Origin of the sequence: Carboxydocella sporoproducens DSM 16521, from assembly GCF_900167165.1 — a bacterium.
Classification (GTDB): domain Bacteria; phylum Bacillota.
Genome location: NZ_FUXM01000044.1, coordinates 1 through 18,691, shown reverse-complemented (window position 1 = coordinate 18,691; position 18,691 = coordinate 1). Strand labels below are relative to the sequence as shown.

Here is an 18,691-nt window from a genome sequence, read left to right as displayed (position 1 = left end):
AGAATAGTCCGGTGGCAATGGCGGTGGGGCAACACCCGTACCCATACCGAACACGGCAGTTAAGCCCACCAGCGCCGATGGTACTTGGACCGCAGGGTCCTGGGAGAGTAGGTCGCTGCCGGACACGAGTTAACCCATCAAGCAGAAATGCTTGGTGGGTATTTTATTTGTGACAATAAAAAATGAAAAACAAAGAAATAATGAGAAATATAGCAAATGAGAGGGATATTGTTGCATGAATTGTATTAAAGGATAATTTTACAAATTGAAAGTCAAAGAAAGTCAAAGTAAAATCAAGATAGCGGGGCATACTAGAGGTGGAGGTGATAGTATGAGTTCTCTTAGTGATTATATTGAGCAATATATCATGGAGAAACTTGCAGCAGCTGGAGGAGCGGTTGAATTACAGCGCAATGAACTGGCAGCCAGATTTAATTGTGTGCCTTCGCAAATCAATTATGTAATCAGTACCCGGTTTACGAGGGAGCGAGGATTTATCGTAGAAAGCCGCCGGGGCGGTGGTGGATATATACGAATCTTGAGAATACAGTTGCCTGAGGAAAATAAGCTGCTTACTGAGCTTGACCACTTTGTAGGATCGCAGATTAGCCAGCGCCAGGCGGAGGATATTATTTATCGTCTTGCCAACGACGGAATAATAAATACCAGAGAAATGGCTATCTTGCTCAGCATCCTTGATCGGCAAACTCTGGATATGCGTTTACCGGAGCGCGATATGTGGCGAGCACGGTTATTAAAAGCTGCATTGATGGGATTAATAAAACATGTGACCAAAGGGGGTTATGATGATGATCTGTGAACGTTGTCATGCTAAACCGGCTACCGTACATGTTACGAAAATAATCAATGGTGAAAAGACTGAACTGAATTTATGTCAGCAGTGTGCCAGTGAACTGGGGGAGTTTAAATTTGGGCAAACGGATTTCTTCAATTTGCTCGGAGGAGTTTTCAAGGAATTAACAGTTCCGAAAAGGAGTGAGACTGGCCACCAGTGCCCCAATTGTGGCATGACTTACGCTGAATTTGCTCAGGGAGGGCTTTTTGGTTGCAGTCAGTGCTATGAGGCTTTTAGCCACCAGGTGGATAATGTGGTGCGCCAAATTCATGGGGCCCCCCGGCATACAGGCAAGGTACCAGCTCGACGGGGTGGTAGTTTGAAAATTAAGCGCGAAATTGAGAAGTTACGCCAGGAACTGCAGCAAGCAGTGGCTCGTGAAGAGTTTGAAAAAGCAGCTAAGTTGCGAGATCAAATTAGGGAACTAGAACAGCGGGAGGTGAAATAATATGTCCCTCAGGGATATCATTAATAATGCATTAAGTCGCTGGATGAATGGCAAAGGTCCGGAAGGGGATATAGTCCTCAGTTCCCGGGTTCGGTTGGCCCGTAACCTGGAAGGTACTCCTTTTCCGCATCGGATGCAGGAGGAAGATGGAAATAAAGTTTTAGCTGGTGTCAGACTGGCGGTAGAAAAAATGAATAATGAAAAGAAATGGCCAAAACTTGAGTTTACCCGTCTGGATGAATTGTCTCCGAATGAACGGGAAATCCTGGTGGAAAAACATTTAATCAGTCCCCAGCACGCCACCAAAAGCCGTTTTGGGGCTGTCGTCCTCAGTGATGATGAAACCATAAGCATTATGGTTAATGAAGAGGATCATCTGCGCTTGCAAGTTTTGCTACCAGGTTTGAAAGTCACTGAAGCCTGGGAGTTGGCTAATAAATTGGATGACGGGCTGGAACAGACTCTGGATATAGCCTATGATGAAAAAAGAGGCTATTTGACTGCCTGTCCGACCAATGTCGGTACTGGCTTAAGGGCATCAGTGATGATGCACTTGCCCGGTCTGGTACTGACAAAACAAATTGGCGGTTTGGTCAATGCTATTGGCCAGTTTGGGCTGACGGTCCGGGGCCTCTACGGTGAAGGAACAGAAGCAGCCGGAAACATATTCCAGATTTCTAACCAGATTACTCTGGGGCGCAGTGAAGAAGAAATTATTAACAACCTGCTGGCGGTAGTTAAACAGATTATCCAGCAGGAACGGCAAGCCCGGGAAAGATTGCGCCAAGAATGGGGCGAACAGCTCAGTGATAAAATCTGGCGCAGCTATGGCATACTAAGATATGCCCAGATGATTACCTCCCAGGAGGCCATTAACTTGTTATCCAATGTGCGCCTGGGTGTGGATCTGGGCTTGTTACAGGGAGTGGAATCTACTGTTTTGAATGAGCTGATGGTACTAATGCGTCCGGCTTATTTGCAAAAACTGGCCGGGAAAGAATTATCCCCGATGGAGCGAGATGTTCGCCGGGCCAAACTGATCAGGGAAAGACTAAAACTGTGTGAAGTGAAAGATTAAAAGGATTAAATGGAGGTGGTTAAAGATGTTTAACAGGTTTACTGAAAGGGCACAAAAGGTATTGTTGCTGGCTCAGGAAGAAGCAAGGCGTCTAAATGTTAACTATGTTGGCACTGAACAATTGCTTTTAGGCCTGATTCGTGAAGGAGAAGGAATTGCAGCCAGAGCTTTGGAAGCAATGGGTATTAGTTTAGAACAAGTGAGGAAAGAAGTAGAAGAGTTGACAGGACGGGGAGAAGGGCCAGCTCATGGAGCGATAGCCTTAACTCCTCGTGCCAAAAAGGTGCTGGAATTAGCCTTTGAGGAAGCGCGTAACCTGGGTCATAACTACATTGGTACAGAACATATTTTACTGGGATTAATCAAAGAGGGAGAAGGAGTAGCAGCCCAGGTATTACAGAGTATGGGTGCTGACTTGCAAAAAGTAAGAGAACAGGTATTGTTGCTTTTAAGTGGCCATGGAGCTGCTCCTGGAGTCAAGGCGGGAAATGGTAAAGGCAAAGCGGCTGGCGGCAAAAATGTTAAGACCCCTACCCTGGATGAATTCGGCCGGGATTTGACAGCTCTGGCCCGGGATGGCAAAATTGACCCGGTTGTGGGCAGAGAAAAGGAAATTGAGCGGGTTGTGCAGGTCCTGAGCCGACGCACAAAAAACAATCCGGTGTTAATCGGTGAACCGGGGGTTGGTAAGACAGCAATTGCTGAAGGTCTGGCCCAGCGGATTATAGAAGGCAAGGTGCCGGAAACTCTGGCAGATAAACGAGTAGTAACTCTGGACTTATCTTCAGTGGTGGCTGGCTCCAAGTATCGGGGTGAGTTCGAAGAACGGCTGAAGAAAGTGATGGAGGAAATCCGGCAGGCCGGTAATATTATCCTCTTCATTGATGAACTGCATACATTAATTGGAGCCGGTGCGGCAGAGGGAGCTATCGATGCAGCCAATATCCTTAAACCGGCGTTGGCCCGGGGCGAGCTGCAGTGCATTGGTGCGACTACTCTGGACGAATATCGAAAGCACATAGAAAAGGATCCGGCTCTGGAACGTCGCTTCCAGCCCATTATGGTCAATGAACCTACGGTTGAAGAAGCCCTGGAAATCCTGAAGGGCTTGCGGGATCGCTATGAAGCTCACCATCGGGTAAAAATCTCCGATGAAGCTCTGGAAGCAGCAGTCAAGCTGTCCGACCGCTATATTACTGACCGTTTCCTGCCCGATAAGGCTATCGACCTGATCGATGAGGCTGCTTCCCGGGTTAGGTTGCAGACCTATATTGCACCGCCGGATTTGAAAGATAAGGAACAGGAACTGGAAAATATCCGCAAGGAAAAAGAAGCAGCGGTGTTGGCCCAGGAGTTTGAAAAAGCTGCTGAACTGCGGGATAAGGAACAGCAGTTGCGCCAGGAACTGGAGGATTTGAAACAGAACTGGCAGCGGCAACGGAATCAGGGCGAAGGGGCTACCGTAACAGCTGATGAAATCGCTCATATCGTAGCCAGCTGGACCGGCATTCCGGTGAAGAAACTGGCTGAGGAAGAAAGTGATCGCCTGTTGAAAATGGAGGAAATTCTGCATCAACGGGTAATCGGTCAGGAAGAGGCGGTGTCAGCAGTCGCCAGGGCCATCCGGCGGGCAAGAGCCGGGCTAAAGGATCCCAAGCGACCTATCGGTTCCTTCATCTTCCTGGGCCCCACCGGTGTCGGTAAGACGGAGCTGGCCAAAGCCCTGGCAGAGGCCCTGTTCGGGGATGAAGATGCCATGATCCGCCTGGATATGTCCGAATATATGGAAAAGCACACCGTGGCCCGGCTGGTGGGGGCCCCTCCCGGATATGTGGGTTATGATGAAGGGGGCCAGCTGACTGAAGCGGTACGACGTAAGCCCTACTCAGTGGTATTGCTGGATGAAATGGAAAAAGCCCATCCCGATGTATTCAATGTCCTGTTACAGGTGCTGGAAGATGGCCGCCTCACCGACGGTAAAGGGCGGACGGTAGACTTCCGCAACACGGTGGTAATCATGACCTCCAATGTGGGAGCCAACCTGATCAAGAAGGAAGCCTCCCTGGGCTTTAAAGCCGGAGAAGCTGAAGATAAGCGAGATGCTTATGAGAAAATGAAGGATAAGCTGATGGACCAGTTGAAGCACACTTTCCGGCCGGAGTTCCTGAACCGAATTGATGAAATTATCGTTTTCCACCCGCTGGAGGAAGAACATATCCAGCAAATCGTAGATTTGATGCTGGCTGCCTTGAACAAGCGCTTGCAGGACTTCGGCGTACAGGTTGAAGTGACACCGGCAGCCAAAGAAGTGCTGGTGAAGAAGGGCTATGATCCTGCCTTTGGGGCAAGACCCTTGCGCCGGGCTATCCAGCGTATGGTGGAAGACCAGTTGTCAGAAGAACTGCTGAAAGGGACCTTTGCCTTAGGGGATACCGTTATCGTAGATGCGGAAGACGGCAAGCTGACCTTCAGAAAAAAGGCTTAAAGAATTACAGCCGGTGGTTAATTACCGCCGGCTGTGTCTTGCTATTTCGTCATATAGTTTATCTTTATCCATGGAGCGGGCTGGTTCTGGATTTTCTGCCTTAAAAAAGCCAAGTTTAAATTGACCTTGCCAACCAGTTAAGACAGCATACTTATCTTCTTCCGGAGAGTAATGCAAAAAGAGCAGATATTTTTTGCCAGGTTCCATTATTTCAACTTTGTCCAGTTTACTGGTGACTCCCTTATATACTCCTCCGTCCTGTTCAATGATTATCTTATTTCTTGATTTAGGCTCTGAACCTTTGTACCACTTTGAGACATTGAAATAGACATCTGTAGCAATATCAAGCTCATCAAAACGCGGGTAGGATTTTATTGACTCAGCCTCTCCTTCGACAATTACATCGGCATCTTCTACCAGGGATTTTACGTCAGGATAATATTTAACCCAGCTAGCATGAGATATAATCATAGGTTTTTTTGAATTCTCAGAATTAATAACACCTGATACTATTAGTAAGCTCAGCAACCCAATAAATAATAATGGTTTAGCCTTCATCTTTCACATCTCCTTATAGTTAATACAGATAGTTTGCACCTTCAATATCACCATAAACATAACCTACACCTGGCACATATTTATTAACAGATTGTGGTGTATAGATACCTAATTTATGTCTTTCGGAGTCATAACCAAGCATAAGAACTTTTGGATCGCCGTATAACAGATAGCCATTATCATCGGCAAGGGCAATAACATGGCCAAATTCATGTGCTATTACACCTTGTTTTTGTAGTGAAGTATAACTCCCTATTTTAGCTTGGTTAATCTGAACAATACCTTGATTATAATAATATTTTCCCCCGATAGAACCAACATATAGGTTTGTTTTACCCGACCAGGTTACGGTTGAATCATTAACCTTTTTAATAAGGATTTCTCCAGTTGAGGAATTAGAAATAGAAACAGGTGTCGTTGTGTTCCAAGAATTGGCAGCGTTCGAAATAAGGCTAGTGAGATCGTTAGCACTGCTATCAATCTTATAATAAAAAATATTATCTGGCCAACGATAAGGTAGAGTGAAATAAGCAGATGCAGATTGTATATTCATTCCAAGTACAAGCACAAGCACAAGCATTATTACTACTAGAAGATTTTTATAAAGAACAATCTTTTTCAATAGACACACCTCCCAAATTTTATATCTGGGCGCCCTGAACAAATTATAATATATAAAAAAAAAAGATCAACCATTTTTTTCCACAAAAATTCGCCAATTTCAGCTTTGATTCGACAAAGCCAAAGTATAAACTTTTACAGCCGGTGAAACTCTCCACCGGCTGTAACTGTTACTTGCTATCTTAATAGTTTCTTTAAAATATAATAAACCAATACCCATTGAAACAATACCGGTACTAATAAAAATATCTCCAGACCTCCACTAAGAAGATCTTTGATGATAACGAAGGGAAAAAATATACTGGAGCAGAGGAGCAAAAACCAGCCTAACCATTTAAGTCCAATAGGGATCTTAGAACTATTGAGAAAACTACCCAAAAAATTTCCCATCATTTTTGCTTGCTCCTCAGGGTCAGTATATTGTTTATAATCACCTTTTATTGGCATTATTAACAGACCTCCTGGTAATTTGTTCTCTCAGGTATAAAGACATAAAGAGGTTGGAAAAATTCCTACCTCAAGGAGCGCTATTTTACAATTTTAATAGTTGTTTCTCTAGCTATTTTATCAAATTCTTGATCTAAAAATATTTAATTTTCTCTACATTATTAGGGTTTTCTAAATTTAGTGGTCCTAATTGTTTAAGATAATAATCGGATAATTTGCTTAGAGTTAAGATTTTTTTGTACTCAGGAATTGTACGTTCCCAATATTCATCTGCCGTTAAACCGGTAGCCTTTATCTCAGCTTCAATTAATTCTTTGCCAGTGGCATTTGGGTCATATTCTTCAAATTTTGACCTTTGTTGCTTTACAAATTCTCTAACCTCGTTATCAGTAGCTTCCAAACCTAATTCAACTGCTTTTTGATACAATGCTTCACGTTTTGCTAGTGAATTTATGACATCATGTTCAGAGGGAAATGCGCTCCCGTTTATTTTAGCAAGATAAATAAGTAAATTTTTCTCCTTAACAAATTCTCTAGCTAAAACAGGTTTTCCATTTACTTTAAATACAACTTTATCAGGATCTTTAATTAGTTTATTGTCATTGACCATTTTTACCAGAGAAGTTACTTGTTTGTTTTCATCAGCAAAAATGCCCGTGAAAGAAACTGAAACCACAAGTAAACCTAAACTCAGAGCTATAAAATAAGCTCTCTTTTTCATTTGGCCTTCTCCTTTCTTTAAATTAATTACTTCCACCATAAGGGCTTGCCCCTGAAGGAATGAGTTGATCAGGTGCAGGCCCTGACAAGTCTGATTTGGAAAGGGATAGCACTAAACTGGATGAGGAATAATAGTCCATTCCCCATCAGTTAACAGAAGGCCAAATATTATTGGCTCCATATTTAGCATAATCTTTGATATATCGCCTTAAACAAATCATATCACAAACAAAAAACAACCAAAATTTACCACAAAAATTCGACAAATCCCCGTTCAATTTGACAAAACCAGAGACAATTTTTACCGCTCATCCTTCTTGTTAGCAAGAGTAAAACAATGGTATAATATTATGGTATCAGGAAACAGGGAGGCCGGGCCTTGAAACGGGAAAAAACGCGGTATGTTTGCCAGAATTGCGGTCAGGTGGAACTGCGCTGGCTGGGACGCTGTCCTGGTTGCGGTGAGTGGAATAGCCTGGTGGAGGAAGTGCGTCAGGAAACCAGAACAGCAACAAGTGGAAAAAAGATCATTCCGGTGCCGCTGCCCCAGATCAAAACAGAGAAGCAGGAACGGGCTGCTACCGGTCTGGCTGAGCTGGACCGGGTGTTAGGAGGTGGACTGGTGCGGGGTTCCCTGGTGCTGGTAGGAGGTGACCCCGGTATCGGTAAATCCACTTTGCTTCTGCAGGCAGCTGGATATCTGGCCCAAAAGGGCCCGGTGTTGTATATTTCTGCGGAAGAGTCGCTGAGCCAGTTGCGGATGCGGGCGGAACGGCTGGGAGTGGAGGGGCCGCAGGTGCTGGCAGCGGCGGAAAACTGCCTGGAGGATATCCTGACGGCAGTAGATGCCGGCCAGGATTGGCAGGCGGTGATTATCGATTCCATCCAGACCGTGCACAGCCGGGAAATTACCTCCGCTCCGGGCAGTGTCAGTCAGGTGCGGCATTGTACCGGACTCTTGCTGGATCTGGCCAAGGGCAGGGAGATTGCCACTCTGATTGTAGGTCATGTCACAAAAGAAGGAGCTCTGGCGGGACCGCGGGTACTTGAGCATATGGTGGATACTGTCCTGTATTTTGAGGGAGAACGTCACCAGAATTACCGCCTGTTGCGGGCAGTGAAAAACCGCTTTGGCTCCACCAATGAGCTGGGCCTGTTCGAAATGACCGGCAGTGGACTGATTGATGTCAGTAACCCCTCGGGGCTATTGCTGGCCCAGCGCCCTGTTGGCGAACCGGGTTCTGTGGTAGTGGTGGCTATGGAGGGCAGCCGTCCTATTCTGGTGGAAATCCAGGCTCTGATATCGCCAGGCAATCTGGCCAACCCTCGCCGCATGACCTCGGGGCTGGATTATCAGCGGGTGGCGTTGCTGCTGGCGGTGCTGGAAAAGCGCCTGGGCATGCAGTTGAGCCACATGGATGCCTTTGTTAATGTGGCTGGTGGTTTGAAGCTGACGGAACCGGCGGTGGATCTGGGGGTAGCGGTAGCGCTGGCCTCCAGCTGGCGAGAGCGGTCGGTAGACCCCGAGATGGTAATTATCGGGGAAGTGGGCTTGACAGGTGAGGTGCGGCGGGTAAACCAGATGGAAAAACGCTTGCAGGAAGCCGCCAGGATCGGATTTAAACGGGCAGTGGTGCCTTCGGGGCAAAAACCGGAAGGCCCGGCCGAGTTGGAAATAATAGAAGTAGGGACGGTAGCAGAAGCATTAGACTGGTCTTTAGGGGGAATGGGCAGATGAAAGAGGAGCGGGTGGACCGCGAACTGGTACAGGCACTGAAAATAGTGGCTCCGGGCACGCCGTTGCGCGAAGGGCTGGAAAATATTCTGCGGGCCAAAACGGGCGCCTTGATTGTCGTGGGCGATTCGCCTAAAGTGATGGAAATCGTAGAGGGTGGTTTTGAAATCAACTCTGAATTCAGTCCAGCCAGTCTTTACGAACTGGCCAAAATGGATGGGGCTATTATCCTCAGCTCTGATGCCCGGCGAATTCTAGCGGCCAATACCCAGCTGGTGCCGGATTCAGCTATTCCCTCCAATGAAACCGGGATTAGACACCGGACGGCAGAAAGGGTAGCCCGGCAGACGGGAGAAATGGTAATTTCCATTTCCCAGCGTCGTAGTGTAATAACTATTTATAAAGGTAACCTTAAATATGTTCTACGGGATATTAGCGTAATTCTGGCCAAAGCCAACCAGGCCCTGCAGACGCTGGAGAAATATAAGGATGTTTTGCAAAGAGCTTTAAACAGCTTGAGTGAGCTGGAATTCAAGGACATGGTGACTCTGCATGATGTGGTCAAAGCTCTGCAGAGGACGGAAATGGTACTGCGGGTAGTGGCGGAAATTGAACGGTACATAAGTGAGCTGGGTACTGAAGGGCGTCTGGTTAAGATGCAGCTGGAGGAACTGGTGGCGGATATTGAAAATGAAGGATTGTTAATAGTCAGGGATTATCTAAATACTCCGGACAAAACTCCGGAGGAAGTGCTGCATACAATTCGCAACTGGGCGTCAGAAGACCTGCTGGATTTGGCTTTGTTGACCCGGGCCCTGGGTTATCCTGGCACGGTGGCGGCTCTGGAGCAACCGGTTACTGCCAGGGGTTATCGTATCCTTGATAAGGTACCCCGCTTACCCTGGCCGGTGATAGAAAATCTGGTGGCAACGTTTGGGCATTTACCGGCGATTTTGAAAGCAAGCATTGAAGAACTGGATGAAGTAGAAGGGATTGGCGAGGTGCGGGCACGTACCATTCAGGAAGGCTTAAAACGTTACAGGGAGCAGGTCGCCTTTTAACATAATGCAAGGAGGAGGGGAAATTCCCCTCCTCCTTGTTTATTAGCGCATATTAAAAATACTAAGGGTATTGAGCTTTTTATGTTCTTTGATAAAGCAATCATACAGGTTTATGTCCAGTATATTACAGAGAGCAGCAAGATAGAAAAGGGAACGACCAATTTCATCTTCTACAATTTCCCGGCACTGATCACAGATTTTGCCGCGCAAATGGGAATCCCGCAGCTTGCGCAAATCTTCCAGGGATGCATCAGGCGGGAGAGGGTGCTTTTCTGCTTCTACTTTGAGACAGCCGCAGTTGGTGACTGCTTTGACAACAGCCCGATTGGTGCGGGCACAACTCTCCTGGTATTTGGTGATGACATCCAGAATGCTCTGGTGGCGGATTAGCAATTCGCCGACAGTTTCCTGGAACTCATCACATAGCAAGTCCTTCATTCTGCAATCCCCTTTCAAAACAGCCACCGGTGGCTGGCTTTCTACGGTTATTATAACGGGGAGAGGCTTGTCTTGTCAATCTGACAGAAGGAAGAGCCTGGTTATTGACAAGAGAAAAATGGCTATGATATAATCACATTTTTTGACGCCCTATAAAATCCGTGTTATAATAGTTAGCAATAGGCCTGTTTGAAGGGGGAAGGAAAGGTGTTTAAAGTAGGAGATAAGGTGGTATACCCCATGCATGGAGCAGGCATCATTGAGTCCATCGAAGAAAAAGAAATTGGTGGCAAAAAAATCAGCTATTATGTAATGCATGTACCGGTAGGCAATATGCGGGTAATGGTTCCGGTAGAAAAGGGCCGGGCCTTAGGACTCAGAGAAGTAGTCTCCCGGCAAACAGCTGCTGAAATCATGGATTTATTACAGGAAGAGGAAAGAGAACCGATAGGGAACTGGAATTTACGCTACCGGCAGAACATGGAAAAAATCAAAAGCGGGGATGCCAGGGCAGTAGCAGAAGTAGTGCGCAGCCTGGGCTGGCGGGACCGGCAACGGGGGCTATCTACAGGGGAACGCAAAATGCTGGATACCGCTCGACAAATTCTGTTAAGCGAATTAGCCCTGGTCTGGGAGGAAGAAAAGGAAAAAATAACAGAACGCTTGGAAGAAGTTTTTGCCTGATAAAGGTAAAAACTGTATAATAATACCGGGGCCCGGGGTAAAATAGTCAGCGAAGGAGGTGATATTATGATGATGAAGATACTGCGGGCTGTCTGGATGCTGATTTTTATCGGAATCGGCGGCTTAAGCGGGCAGTATTTGCCCCTGGACCGGCTGGAGCCGGTACAGTTTTTATCCGGGCCTCTAATGTCGGTAATCATTGGCATGTTGTTGGGCCTTCTGGTAGGCATCTTTCTGGCACCCTGGCTGGCTAACTGGGTGGTGAGGACGACAACCTGGCTGGAGCAGCGCTTGCAAAAAATACCTTTATCTGAAATTTTCGGCGGCGCTCTAGGACTTATTATTGGCTTACTTATTGGTATATTGCTGGGTTCGGCCTTTTCCTGGTTTCAGCCTCTGGCAACAGTGGTGAAGATAATAGGAGCCACTCTTCTGGGTTATCTGGGTATGAATATTGGGGCAAAAAAGAAAGACGAATTGTTTACCATGATTATCAGTCTGGGTAGAAAGAAAAAAGAAAGCCAGAGCCAGGTGGTTTCAGAAGGAGCTATTCCTAAAATCCTGGACACCAGTGTAATTATCGACGGCCGCATTGCCGATATTATAGAAACCGGTTTTCTGGAAGGGCCAGTGGTAGTTCCTGGCTTTGTTCTGGAAGAATTGCGCCATATCGCTGATTCCTCTGATGTGTTAAAACGCAATCGGGGCAGGCGAGGGCTGGATATATTGAACAAGATCCGGAAGGATCTGAAGGTTAAAGTAGAAGTCGTTGAAAAGGATTTTGATGATATTGCGGAAGTGGATTCCAAGCTGGTCCGTCTGGCCCAGCAGCTTAATGGCAAAATCATTACCAATGACTTTAATCTCAACAAAGTGGCTGAATTGCAGGGAGTTCTGGTTTTAAATATCAATGAACTGGCCAATGCGGTTAAGCCTATGGTCTTGCCTGGAGAGGAAATGAATGTGCAAATTGTTAAGGATGGCAAAGAAACCGGGCAGGGCGTAGGTTATCTGGAAGATGGGACTATGATTGTTGTCGATGGTGGGAAACGCCACATTGGGCAAAACGTTATTGTAGTAGTAACCAGTGTCTTGCAGACAGCAGCGGGGAGAATGATTTTTGCCCGTCCCAAACTGGAGATAAAAGAAGATGATGCTAATCGAACCAAGCTCAACGAGGTGAATGCCATTGGTTAAAGCTGCGGCGATTATTCCAGCCGCGGGCCAGGGCAAAAGAATGGGCAACCAGCTGAACAAGCAGTTTCTTAGCTTGGGCGGGTTGCCCCTTTTATTGCATACTTGTACAGCTCTGGCTCAGGTGCTGGAACTAGAGCAAATGATTGTAGTTGCGCGACCGGGAGAGGAAGAGGAAATTGCGAGGGTATTATCTCCTCTCATTCGGAAGGAGCGCGAACGCTGGCTGATTGTCAGTGGCGGGGAGGAAAGGCAGCATTCTGTCTGGAATGGCCTGCAACAAGTTCCTCCAGAGCTTGCCCTGGTAGCTGTCCATGATGGAGCCAGGCCGTTGATCACCCCGGAGATTGTCCGCTCAGCCCTGCAGATGGCACAGGAGACAGGAGCGGTAGTTGTAGGCGTGCCGGTAAAAGATACGATCAAAACAGTGGATGAACAGGGCCTAATTATCGGAACTCCAGAACGGAAAAGGCTGTGGGCAGTACAGACTCCCCAGGTTTTTCGCCGGGACTGGTTACTGGCTGCTTATCAACAGGCCTGGCAAGAAGGTTTTCTGGGGACCGATGATGCTGCTTTAGTGGAACGAGCAGGCTATCCGGTGCGAATGCTGCAAGGGGACTATGCCAATCTGAAAATTACCACTCCGGAAGACTTAATTCTGGCCGAGGCTTTATTGCAGGCAAGGGGAGGTATGTAGTTTGTTCAGGGTAGGTATGGGTTATGATGTTCACCGGCTGGTGGTAGATAGGGAACTGATTATTGGCGGAATAAAGATACCCTATGAGAAAGGGTTGCTGGGCCACTCTGATGCGGACGTCCTGTTACACGCTATTATGGATGCTCTGCTGGGGGCAGTAGCGGCAGGAGATATCGGCAAACACTTTCCTGATAGTGATGTTAAGTGGAGGGGGGCTGATAGTGGTCGCCTGCTGGCCAGAGTGAGGGAAATTGTTGAGGAAAGAGGCTACCAGGTCAACAATGTGGATGGAACCATTGTTGCTCAGAAGCCTAAAATGGCCCCTTATATCCCGGCTATGCGGGAAAAGGTTGCTACTATCCTGGGAATAGAGGCAGAGCAGGTGAATATCAAGGCCACCACAACTGAAGGGCTGGGCTTTACTGGAACGGGGGAAGGGATTGCGGCTTATGCCGTTGTCACAGTCGCAAAAAGAATGGTATAATAAAGCGAATCAGGCAGAAATGAGGAGGTAACTGCACATGACCACACCGATGCGGGTAAGATTTGCCCCCAGTCCTACGGGGCCTTTACATATTGGCGGCGCCCGTTCTGCTTTGTTTAACTGGCTGATGGCCAGAAAAACCGGGGGCCAGTTTATTGTTCGGATTGAAGATACAGACCTGGAGCGGTCTAGCCGGGAATCAGAACAAAATATCCTTGCCTCCTTACGCTGGTTAGGATTAAACTGGGATGAGGGGATTGAGGTAGGTGGTCCCCATGGTCCGTACCGGCAAACAGAGAGATTGGATTTGTATCGGGAAGCAGCGGAAAAGCTTCTGGCCCAGGGGCAGGCCTACTATTGCTATTGCTCGGAAGAGGAGCTAGAAGCCGAACGGGAACAGCTGCTGGCTAAAGGGGAGTTGCCCCGTTATCTGGGTAAATGCCGTCACCTGACTCCGGCAGAGCGGGCGGCCAAAGAGGCTGAGGGTGTCAAGCCTGTGATCCGCTTCCGGGTTCCGGAAGGGGAAAAGGTGGTCATCGATGATCTGGTTCGGGGCCAGGTGGTATTTGAAACCGATGGAATTGGCGATTTTGTTATCGTTAAATCCGATGGCATTCCCACCTATAATTTTGCGGTGGTAATTGATGACTCTACCATGGAGATTACCCATGTCATTCGGGGGGAAGAACATCTTTCCAATACACCCCGTCAGATTCTGCTTTATCAGGCCCTGGGGCTTAAGTCCCCTCAGTTTGCCCATGTTTCCCTGATTCTGGGCAAGGACCGGACCAAAATGTCCAAACGCCATGGTTCGACGGCAGTTGAGCAATATAAGAAAATGGGCTATTTACCGGAAGCTCTGGTCAATTTCCTGGTTTTATTGGGCTGGGCTCCCCAGGGTGAGAATGAAATTTTCTCCCTGGAAGAGCTTATTCAGGAGTTTTCGCTGGATCGAGTGGCCAAAAGCCCGGCGGTCTTTGATATGGACAAGTTAAATTATCTCAATGGCTATTATATCCGCCACAGCGCCCCGGAACGGATTGCTGAGCTGGCACGACCTTTCCTGGTCGAAGCCGGGTTAAATCCACCGGAAGGTGAAAAATATCTCTGGCTCATACAGGCCGTACAGGAGCGCATCAATTGTCTGGCCGAAGTGGTAGAGGCAGTACAGGTATTTTACCAGGATGAAGTAAAGTTTGAAGATGAGGCAGCCAGGGAGGTCCTGAAACAGGAACAGGTTCCGGCGGTACTGGCAGCATTGCTGCATAAGCTGGAAGAAAACCCGGCTCCTACTCCGGAAGAGGCCAAAGGGGTACTGAAAACCTTGACCAAAGAGCTGAAACTAGGCGGCAAACAGGTTTACATGCCGATTCGGATCGCGCTTACTGGTCAGGCCCATGGCCCGGAACTATATTTCCTGCTGGCTATTCTGGGCTATAGTGGAGTGAAAAAGCGACTGGATAGTTTAAGGGTTGACGTTGGCTAGGCAGACTTTTATAATTATTTGTATCAACTAAAAAATGAGCGATGAAGAGGAAGAGTAGGCAGGAAAGGGATTCGCCAGAGAGGGATGTCAAGGCTGGAAGCATCCTGAATTCCTCCTGTTGAAGTGCGCCTTGGAGCTTTCCGGCTGGTCACCGTTAGCTGACCGAAAGAGGTGGGCGAGGGTTTTTCCTTGCCAACCAGAGTGGAACCGCGGAGGGAAACCTTCGTCTCTGGATAGGAGACGAAGGTTTTTATAATGTTTGTGAGGGGGGATAGGCTGTGTTCTTTCAACAGTTGAAGCGCGACATTGAAGCAGTATTCGAACGGGATCCGGCAGCAAAATCTGTGTGGGAGGTTATCCTCTGTTATCCCGGATTCCATGCCATTCAGTTTCACCGGGTTGCCCACTGGCTGTATAAGAAAAACTGGGTGGTACTGGCCCGCTTTATCTCCCAGCTTTCCCGTTTTCTTACCGGGATTGAGATCCATCCAGGGGCCAAAATCGGCCAGGGATTGTTTATCGACCATGGTATGGGGGTAGTGATTGGTGAGACAGCGGAAATAGGCGATAATGTTACCATATATCAAGGGGTAACCTTGGGTGGCACCGGTAAGGAAAAAGGCAAGCGTCACCCCACCATTGGCAATAATGTGGTAATCAGCGCTGGGGCCAAAGTGCTGGGTTCCTTTACTGTCGGTGATAATTCCAAAATCGGGGCAGGAGCAGTAGTAGTGAAACCTGTACCGCCTAACTGTACAGTAGTCGGGGTCCCAGGACGGGTAGTAATCCGGGAAGGACAACGGGTGGATGACTTGCTCCATGACCAGATTCCTGACCCGGTAGCGGAAATGTTGCAATGCTTGCAGCGCAAGATTGAGATGCTGGAAAACAGGATTGCGCAGCTGGAAGGGAGAGAACAAGGTCGTGACCATCAAAATCTATAATACCATGACCAGACAGAAAGAGGATTTTCAACCCCGGTCACCGGGGAAGGTACGTATGTATGTTTGCGGACCTACCACTTATAATTTTATCCATCTGGGTAATGCCCGGCCTTTGATAGTCTTTGATGCGGTGCGTCGCTATCTGGAATATCGGGGCTATGAAGTAATATTTGTACAGAACTTTACTGATATCGATGACAAAATCATTAAAAGGGCCCAGGAAACAGGGGAGGATGCCCTGCAGCTTTCTGCTCGTTATATCAATGAATTTTTTAAAGATGCCCAGGCACTAGGAGTCAAGCCTGCTACCCATCATCCCAAAGTAACGGAGCACATTCCGGAAATCATTGAAATGATTGCCGGGTTGATTGAAAAAGGCTTTGCCTATGAGGTAGATGGGGATGTATATTATGCTGTTGAAAAGTTTGCCTCCTATGGTAAACTTTCCGGCCGCAGCCTGGAGGATATGCAGGCAGGGGCCAGGGTAGAGGTGGATGAGCGCAAGCGCCACCCCATGGATTTTGCTCTCTGGAAAAAAGCCAAACCGGGAGAACCTTCCTGGCCCAGTCCCTGGGGTGAGGGAAGGCCGGGCTGGCATATTGAATGCTCGGTGATGTCCTTGAAATATCTGGGAGCAGAGTTCGATATTCATGGCGGTGGTTTTGACCTGATCTTCCCCCATCATGAAAATGAGATTGCTCAGTCCGAGGCTTATCTGGGACAGCCTTTTGCTCGTTACTGGATGCATAATGGTTTTATTACTGTAAAGGAAGAAAAAATGTCCAAATCTCTGGGCAATTTCTTTACTGTCCGGGAGATATTACAGCATTTTTCCGGCCAGGTCGTCCGTTTCTTCATGCTTTCCAGCCACTACCGCAACCCGTTGGATTACAGTCCGGAAAAACTGGAAGAAGCAAAAAAGGGCCTGGAGCGCTTGAGCAATGCCCTGGCTAATGGGCAGGAATACAGTAATGGTGTGAATGGGATAATGTCTGAGGAAGCTGCTGCGGCCAGGGAAGAATTTATCCAGGCAATGGATGATGATTTTAATACCGCTCTGGCTTTGAGTGTGCTCTTTGAACTGGCCCGGCAGATCAATGCCGGGGTTGCGGCCGGGGAAGAAAAGGAGAAAATCGCCGGCCTTACCGGGGTGCTGGCTGAACTGGCCCAGGTACTGGGACTGGAATTGAAGGCAGGGGAAAAAGCTGAGGCGGATGCCGGTCTCTTGAAGGAGCTGGTGGACTTCCTGTTGTTATTGCGTCAGGAGGCCCGGGCCCGCAAAGACTGGACTACCGCGGATGCTATTCGCAACAAACTAGGGGATCTGGGGATTATTGTTGAAGATACTCCCAACGGTCCGCGCTGGAAGAGGAAATGAGTATGGAGCTGCCATCATCACTGGTTTTAGCCTATCTTGGGGATGCTGTTTACGAATTACTGGTACGACGGTATCTGGTAAAAGAAAAGGGCCTGGCTAAGGTGAATTGGCTGCATAAAGCAGCGGTAGATTTTGTGAAAGCGGAAGCCCAGTCCCGCTTTTTGCGCGGGCTGGACCCTCTCTTGACCGAGGAGGAAAAAGCTATTGTCCGGCGTGGTCGGAATACCAGTTCTCAGCCACCCCGCCATGTGGATGTGGTGGCTTATCGTCATGCTACAGCTCTGGAGTGTTTGTTTGGCTATTTACATCTAAAAGGTGAAGAAGAACGGATAGAGGAGCTTTTCCGTGAGATCGTACGCCTGGCTGAGGAGGATTTATAAAATGCCGCAAGCGGAAATGAAAGTTTATCTGTTGCGTTACACCCCTGTACCGGAAGAAATTATTGCTCTGGCGGCTAAGTTATGTTATTCGGCTGCGGATATGACTGAACTGGCCCAGGGGATTGCAGAAAGGGATCAGCAGCCTTTTCTGCAAAAACTTATGGAGCTTGAACATTTATCTCCGATTGAGCATGCAGTGTTCACCTTTGGAGTAGAAGGAGTATCCCGGGCGCTACTGGCTCAGATTACCCGACATCGTATTGCCAGCTTTTCTGTTAAATCCCAGCGTTATGTGGGAGAGGCGGATTTTTGCTACATTATTCCTCCTCGCATTCAGGAACTGGGGCCGGAGGCAGTAGCGGAATTTGAGCGGCAGATGGCCCAGATCAACCAGTGGTACAGATACTGGCAGGAAAGGCTGGGAGGTAACAAGGAAGCCAGCAATGAGGATGCCCGCTTTGTCCTGCCCAATGCGGCAGAGACCAAGTTTGTGGTGACCATGAATGCGCGGGAATTATTGCATTTCTTTAGTTTGCGTTGTTGCAATCGGGCCCAGTGGGAGATCCGTGCTTTGGCAGAGCGCATGCTGGCTCTGGTCAAAGAGGTAGCCCCGGTCTTATTTGCCCAGGCTGGGCCTGGTTGTTTAAGGGGGCCTTGTCCGGAAGGGGCTATGACCTGTGGTCAGGCGGCCCGGGTTCGGGCTAGCTATCTGGGCAAAGGAGGTATGCAGCAGCTTCAGAAAACTAGACTATAATTGATTGTATTTAACTGTTTTGCTACATTAAGAGTATGGAACTATTATCCATTGGTGAAGCAGCAAAGTCCGGCAGGGTTTCGGGGAGCTGATCAGGAATGCCAAAGAAACACGAGAAGAACAAATTTAGCATAACTGTGTGCGGGGAGTTTTTTCCGGAGATTTACCCGACTCACCGGTCTTCGAAGTGGAGCCGGGGCGAAGAAGACCCGCTGACTACGGAGATGCGTCTCTTCTGTGCCT

Annotated in this window: 20 protein-coding genes, 1 rRNA gene and 1 other annotated feature; of the genes, 16 read left to right on the top strand and 5 right to left on the bottom strand. The window is 47.9% G+C overall.

Annotated features, from left to right (window positions below):
* Positions 1 to 7: 7 nt before the first annotated feature.
* The 5 genes from rrf to B5D20_RS11900 all read left to right on the top strand — a co-directional run bounded on the left by rrf (position 8) and on the right by B5D20_RS11900 (position 4,867).
* Positions 8 to 124 (top strand): 5S ribosomal RNA (gene rrf, locus B5D20_RS11920).
* Between the two features lie 207 nt (positions 125 to 331).
* Positions 332 to 820: a CtsR family transcriptional regulator gene (locus B5D20_RS11915; protein WP_078666455.1), complete on the top strand. Its 489-nt coding sequence runs from the start codon at positions 332 to 334 to the stop codon at positions 818 to 820.
* Entirely contained in the window at positions 810 to 1,304 is a 495-nt protein-coding gene (locus B5D20_RS11910) for a UvrB/UvrC motif-containing protein (RefSeq protein WP_078666454.1), read from the top strand. The genes B5D20_RS11915 and B5D20_RS11910 overlap by 11 nt, the downstream gene beginning before the upstream one ends.
* A gap of 1 nt (position 1,305) precedes the next feature.
* Positions 1,306 to 2,382, top strand: a complete 1,077-nt coding sequence (locus B5D20_RS11905; protein ID WP_078666453.1) for a protein arginine kinase — start codon at positions 1,306 to 1,308, stop codon at positions 2,380 to 2,382.
* A 25-nt stretch (positions 2,383 to 2,407) separates the two neighbouring features.
* Positions 2,408 to 4,867: an ATP-dependent Clp protease ATP-binding subunit gene (locus tag B5D20_RS11900; protein WP_078666452.1), complete on the top strand. Its 2,460-nt coding sequence runs from the start codon at positions 2,408 to 2,410 to the stop codon at positions 4,865 to 4,867.
* A 21-nt stretch (positions 4,868 to 4,888) separates the two neighbouring features.
* Here the strand turns inward: B5D20_RS11900 and B5D20_RS11895 are convergent, their stop codons facing one another.
* From B5D20_RS11895 to B5D20_RS11880, 4 genes are all read right to left on the bottom strand, one after another.
* Positions 4,889 to 5,425: a hypothetical protein gene (locus B5D20_RS11895; RefSeq protein WP_078666451.1), complete on the bottom strand. Its 537-nt coding sequence runs from the start codon at positions 5,423 to 5,425 to the stop codon at positions 4,889 to 4,891.
* Between the two features lie 19 nt (positions 5,426 to 5,444).
* Positions 5,445 to 6,047 carry a zinc metalloprotease gene (locus B5D20_RS11890; RefSeq protein WP_078666450.1) on the bottom strand — a complete coding sequence of 201 codons (603 nt, stop codon included), beginning with the start codon at positions 6,045 to 6,047 and terminating at the stop codon, positions 5,445 to 5,447.
* A gap of 176 nt (positions 6,048 to 6,223) precedes the next feature.
* On the bottom strand, positions 6,224 to 6,493 hold the full coding sequence (locus tag B5D20_RS11885; protein WP_078666449.1) for a hypothetical protein: 270 nt from the start codon (positions 6,491 to 6,493) through the stop codon (positions 6,224 to 6,226).
* 133 nt (positions 6,494 to 6,626) lie between these two features.
* Positions 6,627 to 7,253, bottom strand: coding sequence for a SurA N-terminal domain-containing protein (locus tag B5D20_RS11880; RefSeq protein ID WP_078666448.1), 627 nt, complete (start codon positions 7,251 to 7,253; stop codon positions 6,627 to 6,629).
* A 339-nt stretch (positions 7,254 to 7,592) separates the two neighbouring features.
* Between B5D20_RS11880 and radA the strand changes: the two genes are divergently transcribed.
* Positions 7,593 to 8,951 carry a DNA repair protein RadA gene (gene radA, locus B5D20_RS11875; RefSeq protein WP_078666447.1) on the top strand — a complete coding sequence of 453 codons (1,359 nt, stop codon included), beginning with the start codon at positions 7,593 to 7,595 and terminating at the stop codon, positions 8,949 to 8,951.
* Positions 8,948 to 10,009, top strand: coding sequence for a DNA integrity scanning diadenylate cyclase DisA (disA, locus tag B5D20_RS11870; protein ID WP_078666446.1), 1,062 nt, complete (start codon positions 8,948 to 8,950; stop codon positions 10,007 to 10,009). Before radA ends, disA begins: the two co-directional genes overlap by 4 nt.
* A gap of 42 nt (positions 10,010 to 10,051) precedes the next feature.
* Here the strand turns inward: disA and B5D20_RS11865 are convergent, their stop codons facing one another.
* Positions 10,052 to 10,447, bottom strand: coding sequence for a nucleoside triphosphate pyrophosphohydrolase family protein (locus B5D20_RS11865; RefSeq protein ID WP_078666445.1), 396 nt, complete (start codon positions 10,445 to 10,447; stop codon positions 10,052 to 10,054).
* 207 nt (positions 10,448 to 10,654) lie between these two features.
* Here B5D20_RS11865 and B5D20_RS11860 point away from each other — a divergent pair, with 207 nt between their 5' ends.
* From B5D20_RS11860 to thyX, 9 genes are all read left to right on the top strand, one after another.
* Entirely contained in the window at positions 10,655 to 11,131 is a 477-nt protein-coding gene (locus tag B5D20_RS11860; protein ID WP_078666444.1) for a CarD family transcriptional regulator, read from the top strand.
* Positions 11,132 to 11,197: 66 nt separating this feature from the next.
* Positions 11,198 to 12,328, top strand: a complete 1,131-nt coding sequence (locus B5D20_RS11855) for a PIN/TRAM domain-containing protein (protein WP_078666443.1) — start codon at positions 11,198 to 11,200, stop codon at positions 12,326 to 12,328.
* Complete coding sequence (ispD, locus tag B5D20_RS11850) at positions 12,315 to 13,022, top strand: 2-C-methyl-D-erythritol 4-phosphate cytidylyltransferase (RefSeq protein ID WP_078666442.1); 708 nt, start codon at positions 12,315 to 12,317, stop codon at positions 13,020 to 13,022. Before B5D20_RS11855 ends, ispD begins: the two co-directional genes overlap by 14 nt.
* A gap of 16 nt (positions 13,023 to 13,038) precedes the next feature.
* Positions 13,039 to 13,506, top strand: a complete 468-nt coding sequence (gene ispF / locus B5D20_RS11845) for a 2-C-methyl-D-erythritol 2,4-cyclodiphosphate synthase (RefSeq protein ID WP_078666456.1) — start codon at positions 13,039 to 13,041, stop codon at positions 13,504 to 13,506.
* 37 nt (positions 13,507 to 13,543) lie between these two features.
* Positions 13,544 to 14,992, top strand: coding sequence for a glutamate--tRNA ligase (gene gltX, locus B5D20_RS11840; protein ID WP_078666441.1), 1,449 nt, complete (start codon positions 13,544 to 13,546; stop codon positions 14,990 to 14,992).
* A 32-nt stretch (positions 14,993 to 15,024) separates the two neighbouring features.
* Positions 15,025 to 15,226: a binding site (T-box leader), on the top strand.
* Positions 15,227 to 15,270: 44 nt separating this feature from the next.
* Entirely contained in the window at positions 15,271 to 15,936 is a 666-nt protein-coding gene (gene cysE / locus B5D20_RS11835) for a serine O-acetyltransferase (protein ID WP_078666440.1), read from the top strand.
* Positions 15,917 to 17,314, top strand: coding sequence for a cysteine--tRNA ligase (cysS, locus tag B5D20_RS11830; RefSeq protein ID WP_078666439.1), 1,398 nt, complete (start codon positions 15,917 to 15,919; stop codon positions 17,312 to 17,314). Before cysE ends, cysS begins: the two co-directional genes overlap by 20 nt.
* A gap of 2 nt (positions 17,315 to 17,316) precedes the next feature.
* The gene (locus B5D20_RS11825) at positions 17,317 to 17,694 is read left to right on the top strand and encodes a Mini-ribonuclease 3 (protein ID WP_242946656.1); all 378 of its coding nucleotides are present in this window, start codon (positions 17,317 to 17,319) and stop codon (positions 17,692 to 17,694) included.
* Position 17,695: 1 nt separating this feature from the next.
* On the top strand, positions 17,696 to 18,448 hold the full coding sequence (thyX, locus tag B5D20_RS11820; protein WP_078666437.1) for an FAD-dependent thymidylate synthase: 753 nt from the start codon (positions 17,696 to 17,698) through the stop codon (positions 18,446 to 18,448).
* Positions 18,449 to 18,691: the final 243 nt, after the last annotated feature.